The 13231-nt window shown below is 71.5% G+C and carries 14 protein-coding genes; 10 read left to right on the top strand and 4 right to left on the bottom strand.

Annotation, left to right across the window (positions count from 1 at the left end):
• The first annotated feature begins 4 nt into the window (after nucleotides 1–4).
• Both ACZ3I4_RS08890 and ACZ3I4_RS08885 read left to right on the top strand, forming a co-directional pair.
• On the top strand, nucleotides 5–1294 hold the full coding sequence (locus tag ACZ3I4_RS08890) for a VanW family protein (protein WP_465381313.1): 1290 nt from the start codon (nucleotides 5–7) through the stop codon (nucleotides 1292–1294).
• Nucleotides 1295–1375: 81 nt separating this feature from the next.
• Nucleotides 1376–3634 (top strand): hypothetical protein, encoded by a 2259-nt coding sequence (locus ACZ3I4_RS08885; RefSeq protein ID WP_465381312.1) that lies wholly within the window; start codon nucleotides 1376–1378, stop codon nucleotides 3632–3634.
• On the opposite strand, the gene ACZ3I4_RS08880 is transcribed toward ACZ3I4_RS08885, so the two are convergent.
• Nucleotides 3631–4185, bottom strand: coding sequence for an alpha/beta fold hydrolase (locus tag ACZ3I4_RS08880; RefSeq protein WP_465381311.1), 555 nt, complete (start codon nucleotides 4183–4185; stop codon nucleotides 3631–3633). The genes ACZ3I4_RS08885 and ACZ3I4_RS08880 overlap by 4 nt on opposite strands.
• Between ACZ3I4_RS08880 and ACZ3I4_RS08875 the strand changes: the two genes are divergently transcribed.
• The 8 genes from ACZ3I4_RS08875 (at nucleotide 4172) to ACZ3I4_RS08840 (ending at nucleotide 10873) form a co-directional block, all read left to right on the top strand.
• Nucleotides 4172–4492, top strand: coding sequence for an MmyB family transcriptional regulator (locus ACZ3I4_RS08875; protein WP_465381310.1), 321 nt, complete (start codon nucleotides 4172–4174; stop codon nucleotides 4490–4492). The genes ACZ3I4_RS08880 and ACZ3I4_RS08875 overlap by 14 nt on opposite strands.
• Before the next feature lie 12 nt (nucleotides 4493–4504).
• Nucleotides 4505–5062, top strand: coding sequence for an RNA polymerase sigma factor (locus ACZ3I4_RS08870; protein ID WP_465381309.1), 558 nt, complete (start codon nucleotides 4505–4507; stop codon nucleotides 5060–5062).
• Complete coding sequence (locus tag ACZ3I4_RS08865; protein ID WP_465381308.1) at nucleotides 5062–5868, top strand: hypothetical protein; 807 nt, start codon at nucleotides 5062–5064, stop codon at nucleotides 5866–5868. Before ACZ3I4_RS08870 ends, ACZ3I4_RS08865 begins: the two co-directional genes overlap by 1 nt.
• A gap of 18 nt (nucleotides 5869–5886) precedes the next feature.
• Entirely contained in the window at nucleotides 5887–6621 is a 735-nt protein-coding gene (locus ACZ3I4_RS08860) for an IclR family transcriptional regulator (RefSeq protein WP_465381307.1), read from the top strand.
• Between the two features lie 49 nt (nucleotides 6622–6670).
• The gene (locus ACZ3I4_RS08855; RefSeq protein ID WP_465381306.1) at nucleotides 6671–7441 is read left to right on the top strand and encodes a 2-keto-4-pentenoate hydratase; all 771 of its coding nucleotides are present in this window, start codon (nucleotides 6671–6673) and stop codon (nucleotides 7439–7441) included.
• Nucleotides 7441–8382, top strand: a complete 942-nt coding sequence (locus ACZ3I4_RS08850) for an acetaldehyde dehydrogenase (acetylating) (protein ID WP_465381305.1) — start codon at nucleotides 7441–7443, stop codon at nucleotides 8380–8382. The genes ACZ3I4_RS08855 and ACZ3I4_RS08850 overlap by 1 nt, the downstream gene beginning before the upstream one ends.
• Nucleotides 8379–9389 carry a 4-hydroxy-2-oxovalerate aldolase gene (gene dmpG, locus ACZ3I4_RS08845; protein WP_465381304.1) on the top strand — a complete coding sequence of 337 codons (1011 nt, stop codon included), beginning with the start codon at nucleotides 8379–8381 and terminating at the stop codon, nucleotides 9387–9389. Before ACZ3I4_RS08850 ends, dmpG begins: the two co-directional genes overlap by 4 nt.
• Nucleotides 9390–9520: 131 nt before the next feature.
• Nucleotides 9521–10873: a S28 family serine protease gene (locus ACZ3I4_RS08840; protein WP_465381303.1), complete on the top strand. Its 1353-nt coding sequence runs from the start codon at nucleotides 9521–9523 to the stop codon at nucleotides 10871–10873.
• Between the two features lie 121 nt (nucleotides 10874–10994).
• Here ACZ3I4_RS08840 and ACZ3I4_RS08835 read toward each other — a convergent pair whose 3' ends face one another.
• The 3 genes from ACZ3I4_RS08835 to ACZ3I4_RS08825 all read right to left on the bottom strand — a co-directional run bounded on the left by ACZ3I4_RS08835 (nucleotide 10995) and on the right by ACZ3I4_RS08825 (nucleotide 13202).
• Nucleotides 10995–11816, bottom strand: coding sequence for an alpha/beta fold hydrolase (locus tag ACZ3I4_RS08835; RefSeq protein WP_465381302.1), 822 nt, complete (start codon nucleotides 11814–11816; stop codon nucleotides 10995–10997).
• Nucleotides 11817–12107: 291 nt separating this feature from the next.
• Nucleotides 12108–12569, bottom strand: coding sequence for a DUF3291 domain-containing protein (locus ACZ3I4_RS08830; RefSeq protein ID WP_465381301.1), 462 nt, complete (start codon nucleotides 12567–12569; stop codon nucleotides 12108–12110).
• Nucleotides 12570–12590: 21 nt separating this feature from the next.
• The gene (locus ACZ3I4_RS08825) at nucleotides 12591–13202 is read right to left on the bottom strand and encodes a helix-turn-helix transcriptional regulator (protein WP_465381300.1); all 612 of its coding nucleotides are present in this window, start codon (nucleotides 13200–13202) and stop codon (nucleotides 12591–12593) included.
• Nucleotides 13203–13231 lie beyond the last annotated feature (29 nt).

The raw sequence follows: 13231 nt of genomic DNA, 5'->3' as shown, positions 1-13231 counted from the left end.
CTTCGTGACGAACGAGCGTTGGACCGCGAGCGCGGCGGTTCCGCCGGCCGCCCCTCACCGCAGGCGGCGTTGGGTGCTGGGCGTGGGCGTCGGGGTGCTGGTGCTCCTTGTCGGGATCGGCGTGCTTCTGGTATGCCCGTCGGCCGTGTCGCCGGCCGGCACCTACATCGCGGGCGTGGCCGTCGGCGGCCTGGACGACCGGCAGCTGCGGGCGGCGCTGGACGGCCCGGTCCGCGACCGGGTCGAGCAGCCCGTCACCATCGAGGTCGGCGACGAGCGGTTCACGGCCCGGCCCGGCGAGCTGGGCGTCCGGCTGGACGCCGAAGCCACCCGGCGCGAGGTGGGCGCGACCCGGCTGCGGCTGCCCGGCGGCGGGCGGCACGACGTCACGCCCCTGCTCGGCGTGGACGAGGGCGCGGCCCGGAAGGGACTGGACACCCTGCTCGCGCCGGTGATCAAGCCGGCCCGCGACGCGTCGGTCGAACTGGCCCGGCCGGGGACCGTGCTCGACGGCAAGGGCGATCTCGCGTACGAGGCCTCGGACCGTGGTGTGACGGTGAACGACGGCGAGCCGGGCCGGGGCGTGGACACCGCCGAGGCCGTACGGCTGCTGACCGGCACTGTCGGCAAGGGCGGCACCACCATGACCCTGGCCGTGAAGAACCTGCCGCCCGGCCAGGCCGATCCCAAGCTGGCCGGGGTCGACCAGCTGATCGGCACGTTCACCACCTACCACCCGTGCTGCGCGCCGCGGGTCACCAATATCCACCGCATCGCCGAACTGGTCGACGGCACCGTGGTCCCGGCGGGGGAGACGTTCTCGCTCAACGACACCGCCGGCGAGCGCACCCGGGCCCGCGGCTTCGTGGCCGCCCCGGCGATCGTCGACGGCGAGCTCGAGGACCAGCTCGGCGGCGGGGTCTCGCAGTTCTCGACCACGCTGTTCAACGCGGCCTGGTTCGCCGGGCTCGACGTCGTCAAGCACCAGCCGCACTCGCTCTACATCGGCCGCTACCCGCCCGGCCGCGAGGCGACCCTGGACTGGCGGGCCATCGACAACGTCATCCGCAACGACACGTCGGCGCCGTTCGTCATCCGGGTCCGCACCACGGACACGTCGGTGACCGTCGGCATCTACGGCCACACCGGCGACCGCGAGGTCCGGTCGGTCACCGGCCCCCGGCAGCCCCGCGACAACGGCGGCTTCCGCGTCACCGTCGAGCGGACCGTTCTGCAGGACGGCCGGGAGGCCGGCACGAAGACGCTCAGCTGGACGTATCGGGGCCTGGACTGAGAGGAACGCCGGGCTCCCGCAGGCATCGTGGATCTTCTATGATCTGCGCGCCCGAGACCTCGGGCCGGTACGGGGAGTCCGATGAGAAAATTCTTGCTGTCCATCTTCGCGGCGGTGCTCGCCGCCACCACCTTGACCTACACACCAGCCGCGGCGGCCGAGTCGTGCGGTGGCACGCTGGCCATCGGGGAGATCGCCCGCTGCGAGTCGATCAGCGGTACTCAGGAGCACGTCTACTTCGTCAACGTTCCCAAGGCGAACGACGTCTTCTACACCATGCTCACCCGGGGCAGCGGCGAGTCGCCGCAGGCCCGCGTCACCGGGCCCACCGGCGCGCAGGTCTGCCTGGTCCACTCGGACGCCGACCGGTGCGAGCTCAAGGGCGCGGGCACCTACAAGTTCGTCGTGTCGCTCTACTTCGCCGAGACCGGCGACTACACGCTCGGGGTGCAGTCGCTCAAGTCGCCGTCGGCCTGCACGACCCTGCCCGCCTCGTTCTTCTCGTTCGCCTCGACCGGTCACAGCGGCTCGCTGCCGGCCGGCGCCCCCGGCGACTGCTTCCGGTTCAACCAGCCGACCGGCAGCGTGCTGCGGCTGTGGTCGCCGAAGGGCAACGGCGACATCCAGGGCGACATCCTCGACGCCGATCTGCAGCGCGTCTGCCAGATCCGGTACGCGCAGAACTGCACGCTCACCGGCACCGGGCCCTACCGGCTCAACCTGGCCGAGTACTACGGCGTGGAAACCCCGTACACGCTGCGGATGTCGCGCATCTCGAACGCGGCCGGATGCCAGGTGCTCAAGAACGCGCCGTTCGGCGACCCCACCGGGAGCACGGGGACGGGAACCCTGCCGCAGGAGGAGGACATCACCTGTCACAAGACGCGGGTGACGGCCCCCGGCTCGCTGGGCGTGCGCATCTACAACGCGCAGAGCATCGCCTGGACGGTCTACGACGACGCGGGTCAGCCGATCTGCTCCAAGTGGGGCCAGGAGCCGTGCGCGCTGCCGGCGGCCGGTGACTACACGGTCATCTCCCTGAGCCAGCACTGGAATCCGATCGACTTCCAGATCGCCGTCAACGCGCTGTCGCGCAACGCGGGATGCCTGCCGGCGACGGGGCTGTCGTGGGCCGCCGACGCGCTGGTCGTGCATCAGAGCTCGGCCGTGCAGACCAACTGCCACCCGTTCAAGGCCAACGCCGGGGACCGGGTCATCGCGTACGCCGCACCGACCGTCTACAACGAGGTCAGCACGTCGATCGTCGACAGCACCGGCGCCAAGGTCTGCCCGGGCTACAGCGAGGAGCACGGCTGCGTCCTGCCCGCCACCGGCACCTACCGGGTGCTTTCCTACCTGGGCGAATGGGGTCCGGACGACACCGACGAGACCTACAAGCTGCAGGTACGCCGGTTGTCTCAGCCCGCCGGCTGTCCAGTCGTGCGGCCGGGCGTCTACAACGAGCCGCCGTCCGGGGCCATGGGTCCGATCCGGTGCCGGACGCTGGTCGTCACCGCGCCCGGCGCCTACACGGTCCACGCCTTCGACGACGAGAACTACGAGACGTACGGGCAGCTGTACGACGGCGCCGGTCTCAAGGTCCGCGCGGAGGATCTGGCGGCCGGCCGGTACACGTTCGTGCTGAACGGCGGCGTCACCTCCTCGGTGATCGACAACAATTTCAACTATGTGACGTCGTTCCTGCCGGCCAAGCCGTCGGGGTGCCCGGCCACGGCCACCGACGGCCTGACCGGCGAGCAGTGGAAGGCCGGGTTCACCGCGCCCGGCCAGGTCCTGTGCCGCACGCTCGACCTGCCGGCCGGTTCCCGGCTCGCCCAGCTCCGGTCGACCGACGGCATCACCCCCGACGCGTCGCTGCTCGACGCGGCCGGGACGCACGTCTGTGACTCGTCCACGCTGACCCAGTACAGCTGCCCGCTGGCCGGGCCGGGCCCGTACACGGTCGTGGTGAGGCAGGACGAGGGCGACGCGCCGGGCCCGTTCACGACCGCGTTCGCCCGGGTCGACGGCTCGCCGGCCTGCCCGGTCCTGCCGGCCGGCGCGGACGGCGCGACCGCGGAGACCGGCGCCGACCGGGTCGCCGCCTGCTTCAGCATCCCGGCCGGCCAGCGCGGCGAGCGGGAGACGTTCGCCTGGCAGCGCACCGCGGGCGAGGGCACCGCCCGGCTCGCCGTCTACAACTCCGACGGCGTCCGGTACTGCCGCACCGGCGCCTTCGAGGAGCGCACGGTGACCTGCACGCTGCCGGCCGGCCCGCTCACCGTGGTGCTGGAGGGCCCGGCCGCGGGCGGCGCTTTCCGCCTGTCCCACACGCCTTAGTCGTCGATCGCCGCCAGTAAAGGGCCGGGCGCCTCCAGTTGAGGGAGGTGCCCGGCCCCGGGCAGCAGGGTGAACCGGGCCCCGGGGATCGCCTCGGCGTAGGCCCGTCCGTAGTCCGGCGTGACGATGCCGTCGGACTCGCCCCAGATCACCTGAACCGGCACCTTCACCCCGGCCAGACGCATCCGCAGGCTGGGATCGGTCATGCGCATTCCCGTGTACGCGGCCAGCGCGGCCACATCCGGCCCCGGGCGCGACGGGTCGGCCGGGAACCGGCTCGGGTCGTGGAACGACAGCCGGGCCAGCTGAGCCGGGCTGAGCCCGCGGACGTCGGCCACCGGATGGCCGGGCACGTCCAGCCCGACCGCGTTGACGAGCACGGCCTTGCGCACCGCGGGCAGGCCGAGCAGGGCGAGTTCGGCCGCGACCCACCCGCCGATCGAATTACCGATCACCGTGACGTCGTCGCCGTCGTCGATCAGGGCGGCGTAGTGGCGGGCCAGCCCGGCGATGCTGGTCAGTCCGTCGGGCCGGGGTGTGGCCCTGGCCAACCTGCTCGACTTCCGGGCCGAGTTCGCCCGCCATCCCGGCGATCCGGCCTACGTTTCGCTGGTCGAGGAGCTCAGAGCCAGGAGCCGGGTTTTCCGTACGTGGTGGGAGCGCCACGATGTGGCGGCGCTCGAACCGGTGCGCAAGCTGATCCCGCACCGGACGCTGGGGGAGCTGACCCTGCTGTTGCTGCAGAGCCGGCCGACTCACGCTCCGTGGCTGCGCTTGCGCATTCTGGTGCCGGGCGACGAGCGTACGCGGAAGGCTCTGGAAAGACCGGAAACATCGGGCGGGCCGGCGACATGTTGAGGTGTGACAGAGATGCGGGAACGGCTCGACCGGCGACGGTACGAGGAGGTGTATGCGCGCACCTACGCCGACCTCGTGCGGTTCGTGGTCCGGCGCGGCCACCCCGGCGAGCAGGCCGAGGATGTCGTGGCCGAGGCCTTCGTCGTCGCCTGGCAGCGCCTCGGGGATCTGCCCGGCGACCTCGGTGAGGCCCGCGCCTGGCTGTTCGGCATCACCCGGCGGCTGCTGCTGGCCAAACAGCGGGCCGACCACCGGGGTCAGGCGCTGGCGGTCCGGATGGCCGGGCAGGTCGCGGCCGGCGGGCCGACGCTCGAGCACGACGACCTGGTCGCCACCTCGGTCGACCTGGTCAACGCCTGGGCCCGGCTCACCCCGATGCATCAGGAGGCCCTGAGCCTGTCGGTCTGGGACGGCCTGACCGGCGCCCAGGCGGCCCAGGTGCTGGGCATCTCGTCGGTGGCCTTCCGGATCCGCGTCAGCCGCGCCCGGCGGCTGCTCAGGCACCATCTCGGCGCCACGGCCGCCGACACCTCCCGGATGTCCGCCGGCCGCGAAGAAGGATACGTGTGATGACGATCGACGAGCAGCTCCGACGTCACGACCCGGCCCGTCATGTGCCGGCGGATCTGGTCCGCTCGCCGCGTGCGCGGGCCACGCTGGCCCGGGTGACGGCGACCGAACCCGGCGCCGGCGCCCCCGCGGTGTCCCGGCCGGCCCGGCGGCGGGTGGCCCGGTTCGCGTTGGCCGGGGTGGTCGCGGCGGCCGGGGTCAGCGCCGCCCCGATCCTGGGCACCGACCACGCGGCCACCGCCACCTGGGACGCCGTGGCCCGCCCGGCCACGCCCGCGGAAGTGGCGGAGAACGGGCGTTCGTGCGCGGAATGGACGCGGATCGGTGCGGGCGCCACGCCCCGGATGGTCGAGATGCGCGGCACGTGGGTGATGACCTACGTGACCACCGCGACGGGCGAGGCGCAGTGCCTGAGCTCGACCGTGCGGACGGACGAATATCCCGACGGCGAGGGCGAGGCGTTGTCCGGCCCGCTCCTGCCGGTGCCCGCGCCGGACGCCCTGGCCACCTTCGGCGTGCACATGACGTCGGGCGGGGTCAGCTCGGGCACGCAGTTCATGGTCGCGGGCAAGGCCGGCGCGCAGGTCACGACGGTCGTGTTCGAGACCCAGGACATGCGGATCGAGGCCACGGTGAAGGGCGGCTACTTCACGGCCTGGTGGCCCAAGCGCAAGCCGGACACCATCGCCGGCCGCGTGATCGACTACTCGGGCTACAACGGCTCGCCCAACCCCGAGGTCGCGATCACGCTGGAGAGCGGCCGGACCATCCACACCCGGATCAAGGACTACGACGTCAACCAGTGACCGCCCTAGGCTGGGCGCATGTCGGTCATCGGGAAGGTGTCGCTGATCCTGGACTCCTTCACCGCCGAGGATCGGGGGATCGGGTTCGCCGAGTTGCAGCGGCGGACCGGGCTGGCCAAGGCGACGCTGCACCGGCTGACCGGCGAGATGGTCGACGCGCGGCTGCTCGACCGGGTCGGCGGCAAGTTCCACCTCAGCGGGCATCTGTTCGCGCTGGGCATGCGGGCCTCGGTCGAGCGCAGCCTGATCGAGGTGGCCACGCCGTTTCTGGAAGACCTCTACGAGCGCACCCACGAGACCGTGCACCTCGGGCGGCGCGAGGGGACCGAGGTCGTGTACGTGGCGAAGATCGGCGGTCACCGGCAGGCCCGCGCGCCGTCCCGGCTGGGTGGGCGGTTGCCGCTGCACGCCACGGCGATCGGCAAGGCCCTTCTGGCCTTCGCGCCTGATCCCGTACGGGAGGAAGTGCTGACGAAACCGCTGGTCCGGCTGGCCCCGAGGACCGTCACGTCGGCGGCCATGCTGCGGCGCCAGCTCGACGAGGCGGCCGAGACGGGATTGACCTATGAGGCGGAGGAGTCGGCGGTGGGGATCGTGTGCGTCGGCGCTCCCGTGCTCGACGGCGACGATCTGGCCGTGGCGGCGATCAGCGTGGCCGGGCCGTCGACCCGCTTCCAGCCGCGTCAGCACGGCGCCGCGGTGCGGGCGGCCGCGGCGGAAATCGCCATCACGCTGGCCCGGCGTTCCGCATAGCGGAACTTTTTGCTAGGACAAACCGGCTCGGGCACGGCATCGTCGAACCATGACATCGCCAGCGGCCCAGCGCCTGCTCGACGCGGCCCGCACGGGGACACCGTGCCCGCCGGTCCGTGACCTGATCGGCGCCGACGACATCGAGGCGGCGTACGCCGTGCAGCGCGAACAGAACTCCCGCCGGCAGCAGAATGCCCGGGTCGTCGGGCACAAGATCGGCCTGACCTCGCCCGCCGTGCAGAAGCAGCTCGGCGTGGACCAGCCCGACTTCGGGGTGCTCTTCGACGACATGGACGTCAGCGGGCTCGACCCGGTGCCGGTGGCCGGGCTGCTCCAGCCGCGCATCGAGGCCGAGGTCGCGTTCCTGCTCAAGGCCGACCTGACCGGCGACTTCACGGCGGACGACGTCCGGGCGGCGGTCGACCTGGTGGCCCCGGCGCTCGAGATCGTGGACAGCCGGGTGGCCGGGTGGGACATCAGCATCGCCGACACGATCGCCGACAACGCGTCCAGCGGCCTGTTCGTGCTCGGCCCGGCCCGCAAGACGCTCGACGAGGTCAGCCCGGTCGACGTCCGGATGGAGATGACGGTCGACGGCGAGGTCGTCTCCAAGGGCTCCGGCGCCGCCTGCCTGGGGGATCCGCTGACCGCCCTGGCCTGGCTGGCCGCCGCCGCCCGCGACCACGGCGACCCGCTGCGGGCCGGGCAGGTCGTGCTGTCGGGCGCGCTCGGGCCGATGGTTCCGGTGCGGCCCGGCATGCGCGTCCACGCCACCCTCACCGGCCTCGGGCCGGTCTCGACCACCTTCGGAGAGGCCTGATGGGTACGAAAGTCGCCGTCATCGGCTCGGGCAACATCGGCACCGACCTGATGATCAAAATCCTGCGGCTCTCGGAGTCGCTCGAGATCGTGGCCATGGTCGGGATCGACCCCGCCTCCGACGGCCTGGCCCGGGCCGGCCGCCTCGGGGTGGCGACCACCGCCGACGGGGTCGACGGCCTGATCGCCATGGACGGCTTCGACGACATCGACATCGTCTTCGACGCGACCTCGGCCGGTGCCCATCTGGCCAACGCGGCCAAGCTGGAGCCGTACGGGAAGACCTTGATCGATCTGACCCCGGCGGCGATCGGCCCGTTCGTGGTGCCGGCGGTCAACCTGAACGAGCACGAGAACGTCCGCAACATCAACATGGTGACCTGCGGGGGACAGGCGACCATTCCGATCGTGGCCGCCGTGTCGCGGGTCGCGCCGGTGCCGTACGCGGAGATCGTCGCCTCGATCGCGTCGAAGTCGGCCGGGCCGGGCACGCGGGCCAACATCGACGAGTTCACCGAGACGACCGCGCACGCGATCGAGAAGGTGGGCGGGGCCACCCACGGCAAGGCGATCATCGTGCTCAACCCGGCCGACCCGCCGCTGATCATGCGGGACACGGTGCTGTGCCTGGTCGACGCGCCCACCCCGGTGGCGCGCGAGGAGATCAAGGCGTCGATCGAGGCGATGGTCAAGGTCGTCTCCGGGTACGTGCCCGGCTACCGGCTCAAGCAGCAGGTGCAGATCACCCCCGTGCCCGAGGGGCAGCCGGTGCACACGCTGGCCGGTGCCGCGCCGGTCACCCACCAGGTGTCGGTGTTCCTCGAGGTCGAGGGGGCGGCGCACTACCTGCCCGCGTACGCGGGAAATCTCGACATCATGACCTCGGCCGCCATCGCCGCGGCGGAGAGGATCGCCGGGCGCGCCCAGGAGGTTCAGCCGTGACCAAGTTGTTCATTCAGGACGTGACCCTGCGCGACGGCATGCACGCCGTCCGGCACCGCATGGAACTCGACGCGGTCGCCAAGATCGTCGGGGCGCTCGACGCGGCGGGTGTGGACGGCATCGAGGTCTCGCACGGCGACGGCCTGGCCGGCGGCAGCCTCAACTACGGCCCCGGCTCGCACACCGACTGGCAGTGGCTCGAGGTGGCCGCGGCCAACATCAACCGGGCCCGGCTGACCACGCTGCTGCTGCCCGGCATCGGCACGATCGCCGAGCTCAAGCAGGCGTACGCTCTGGGGGTCCGCTCGGTCCGCATCGCCACCCACTGCACCGAGGCCGACGTCTCCGCGCAGCACATCGCCACGGCGCGCGAGCTGGGCATGGACGTCTCCGGCTTCCTGATGATGAGCCACATGGCGCCCCCCGACGTGCTGGCCGGGCAGGCCAAGCTGATGGAGTCGTACGGCGCCCACTGTGTCTACGTCACCGACTCGGGCGGCCGGCTGATGATGGACGGCGTCCGCGACCGCATCCGCGCCTACCGCGAGGTGCTCGACCCGGCGACCGAGATCGGCATCCACGCCCACGAGAACCTGTCCCTGTCGGTGGCCAACTCGATGGTCGCCGTCGAGGAGGGCGTCTACCGGGTCGACGCCTCGCTGGCCGGCCAGGGCGCGGGCGCCGGCAACTGCCCGATCGAGCCGTTCGTGGCCGTGGCCAACCTCAAGGGCTGGGAACACAACTGCGACCTGTTCGCCCTGCAGGACGCGGCCGAGGATCTCGTACGCCCGCTGCAGGACCGCCCGGTGCGGGTCGACCGCGAGACGCTGACCCTGGGCTACGCCGGTGTCTACAGCTCCTTCCTGCGCCACGCCGAGGTGGCCGCCGAGCGCTACCACGTGGACGTGCGCACCATCCTGGTCGAGGTCGGCCGGCGCGGCCTGGTCGGCGGGCAGGAGGACCTGATCGTCGACATCGCCCTGGACCTCACCGCGGGCCGCGCGTAGGTCCATCCGTCCGGCCCGTGGTCCGCGGGCCGGACGGCCGGGTGCGTGGTCTGGGAGTGGTTCGACCCGTTCTGAGCGGCTGATCCGGCCACGGACTCCCGCCGGCCGTCAGCATCGATTAATCTGCATCAATGCGTCGACTGCTGGCGGTACTCGGCTCGGTTCTGGCTCTGCTCCTGCCCGCGGTGCCCGCCGCCGCGGCCGACGATCTGCTCGACCGCCTCACCGCGATCCCCGGTCTGACCGTCGTGTCGCAGACCCAGCCGACCGGCTACCGGTTCTTCGTGCTGACCTACCGCCAGCCGGTCGACCACCGGCATCCGGGCGCGGGCACGTACGAGCAGCGGCTGACCCTGCTGCACCGCTCACTGGACGCGCCGGTCGTGCTGGCCACCAGCGGTTACGGCCTGGCCGCGAACCCGGCTCCCGGCCGAACCGAGCCGACCCGGCTGCTCGACGGCAACCAGGTGTCGGTCGAGCACCGGTTCTTCACGCCGTCGCGGCCCGCGCCGGCCGACTGGGACGACCTGACGATCCGGCAGGAGGCCGGCGACGAGCACCGGATCGTGACCGCGCTCAAGACGATCTATTCCGGCAAGTGGATCCAGACCGGCGGCAGCAAGGGCGGGATGACCTCGGTCTACCACCGGCGGTTCTATCCGGGCGACGTCGACGGCGTGGTGGCGTACGTGGCGCCGAACGACTCGCTCAACGACTTCGACGGCGCGTACGACCGGTTCTTCGGCACCGTGGGCGACGCGGCCTGCCGCAGCGCGCTCGACGGCGTCCAGCGGGAAGCCCTCAAACGACGCGACCGGCTGGTGCCCCGGCTCGAGGCGGCGGGCTACACCTTTTCCCGTACGCTCGGGACCGCCGACCGGGCGTACGAGATGACCGTGCTCGACACCGTGTGGGCGTTCTGGCAGTACCGCCTGGCCGCCGACTGCGCGACCGTGCCACCGGCGACGGCCACCGACGACGAGCTCTACGACTGGATCGACGGCGTGGCCGGCTGGTCGTTCTACACCGATCAGGGCCTCGAACCGTACTGGCCGTACTTCTACCAGGCCGCGACCCAGCTGGGCTGGCCCTCGCTGCGCTTCGCCCACCTGCGGGGCCTGGCGCGCTATCCCGGTCTCTACACGGCCAACACGTCACTGCCGAAGGAACTGCGCTCGCGGCACAATCCGCTCCCCATGATCGACGTCGACCTGTGGGTGCGTACGCAGTCGCAGCGCATGATGTTCGTCTACGGCGAGAACGACCCGTGGGGCGCCGAACGCTTCACCCCGAGCCGCCGCGACTCGGCCCTCTATGTGGCGCCCGGCGCCAACCACGGCGCCAACATCGCCCGCCTGAACCCGCAGGACTCGGCCGAGGCCACGGCCACCCTGCGGCGGTGGGCCGGGGTGCCCGCCACCCTGGCGCGACGCCCGGCGGCCGACCTGCCCTTCGAAGACATGATCGAGCCGCCGCGCGGTTGACCGCCGCGCCTCACGCCGTGCAGACGCACGCCTTGTTGCCGTCCGGGTCGGCGATCACCACAAAGGACGGCGCCTCGCGGTCGTCGACGACCTTGCCGGTGGGGCGCCCTCAGCCGCGGGGTCAGCCGGTGATGAAGTCGAGCAGGTCCTTGTTGAACTCCTGCTCGTGGGCGCCAGTGAGGCCGTGCGGAGCGCCGGGGTAGATCTTGAGTGTCGAGTTGGTGACGATCTTCGAGGACTTCAGCGCCGACGCCTGGATCGGCACGATCTGGTCGTCGTCACCGTGCAGGATCAGGGTCGGCACGTCGATCCTCTTGAGGTCTTCCGTGAGGTCCGTCTCGGAGAACGCCTTGACGCAGTCGTAGGCGCTTTTGATGCCGACCGACATGGACATCAGCCAGAACGCGTCATGGGCCCCTTGACTCACGGTCGACCCCGGCCGATTGGCTCCGTAGAACGGATAGGCCAGATCGCGGTAGTACTGCGACCGATCGGCGAGCACGGCCTCACGGATCTCGTTGAACGGCTCGATCGGTAGCCCTTCCGGGTTGGCGGGGGTCTTGAGCATCAGCGGCGGGATGGCGCCGAGCAGAACCATCTTGGCGACCCGGGAGGTTCCGTGACGTCCGACGTAGCGGGTTACTTCACCGCCGCCGGTGGAATGCCCGACCAGGACGATGTCGTGCAGGTCGAGGTGCTCGATGACGGCGGCCAGGTCGTCGGCGTAGTGGTCGAGGTCGTTGCCCTCCCACGGCTGGCTCGAGCGTCCACCACCGCGACGGTCGTGGGCGATGGCCCGGAACCCGTGGCTGGCGACGAAGTTCGCGGAGCCGTCCCATGCGTCCGCGGTGAGGGGCCAGCCGTGGCTGAAGACGACGGGTTGCCCGCTGCCCCAGTCCTTGAAGAAGATCTCGGTTCCGTCCGGTGTCATGACTGTCGGCATGTGCTGGCCTTTCTGGTGGGTGAGACACACGCACGCCCGCGGCCGCTGCGTGCCGTGGACGCCGATATGGCGGGCGACCTCGCCGGGTCTCTTCCGAAGCTCGCAGACATCACGGTCGGGGGATAGGCGGGCTGACCCGAACACCAGGGGGGTTCACCGGAAGAGACCAGGACGCCGGCCGCAAAAACCAAAGGCGTCGACAGGCACTTGCAGGACATGCTCCACGTCACCCACACAGCGACCATGGAGAGAGCAACGGCCCCGGAGTGCACCTCCGCGATCACCGGCCGATCAGGACAGAACCGGCGAGCCGGGGGCGGGATAGGGCTCGCGCAACGTGAAGGCTGCCGGGCCCGGGCCGTCGCCGCGCAGCTGCTCCAGGCGCTCGGCGGCCTCGGTGATCTCGGGGAGTGTGCCCGCCGGGAGCCACCACAGCACCAGGTGCGGGGCGTCGAGGGGGACGAACCAGTCCCGGCGGCGGCGCAGCGGGCTCAGGTGGGGTGTGCGGTAGGTGAAGGCGCGCAACGCTTCTACCGATTCCCAGACGGTCAGGTTGACGATGACGTCGGAGCCGAAGGGGCGCAGGGCGGTGGCGTCGCCGGAGTCGTCCTGCAGGCGCCAGACGTAGCCGGGCGAGCTTTCGGCCAGGGCGTTGATCTCGGGTAGCTGAGCGACGAAGTCGGAGAGCTCGGGACTGTCGAGCGGGGCGCGCAGGCGGGCGATGTTCAGCTGTGCCAAGTGGTGGTCGGCCATGGCGCCAGACTAACTTCTATGTCAACCTTGATTGTTTTTAGAAGTGATGGTGACGCAGCAGCCGGTCGGGCCGGGGTCGATCCGGGCGTCGGCGCCGGTCAGGCCCTGGAGCAGGGCCAGGTTGAGGCCGCAGACCAGGCCGGGGTGCGACTGGGCCAGCGCGTGGAACGGGCAGTTGCGCAGGCGGATGGTGTGGCCGGCGTCCTCGTACGGCTCGTAGCCGAGCTCTTCGAGGCGGGGCATCAGGTCGCCGCCGCCGGCCAGTTTGGCGCCCTGCTCGCGGGCCGCGGCGTAGAGGAGGGGTTCGGCGCCGGACTGTTCGACCGCGGTGGCCAGCACGGTGGCCAGCAGGCGGTAGTCGCGCGGGGGCAGGGACACCGTGTGTTCGGTGTTCGAGCGCTGGTAGAGCTTGGCCGGGCGGCCGGCGCCGGGGCCGCCGGTGCGTTTCGCGTACGAGGTCTCGAGCAGGCCGGCCTCGGCCAGCTTGTCGAGGTGGAACGCGGCCAGGGTGCGGCCCACCCCGACCGCGTCGGCCACCTCGTTGCGGCCGACCGGCTCGGCCCTCGCGACGACGAACTCGTACACCGCCCGGCGCAGCGGCTCTCGCAACGCCCCGAGGGCCTCCAGCGACATGCAACCGACGCTACCCGCAGGGGGAAGAA

The organism is Actinoplanes sp. NPDC021490 (genome assembly GCF_055562135.1).
This window is presented reverse-complemented; position numbering and strand designations above follow the sequence as displayed.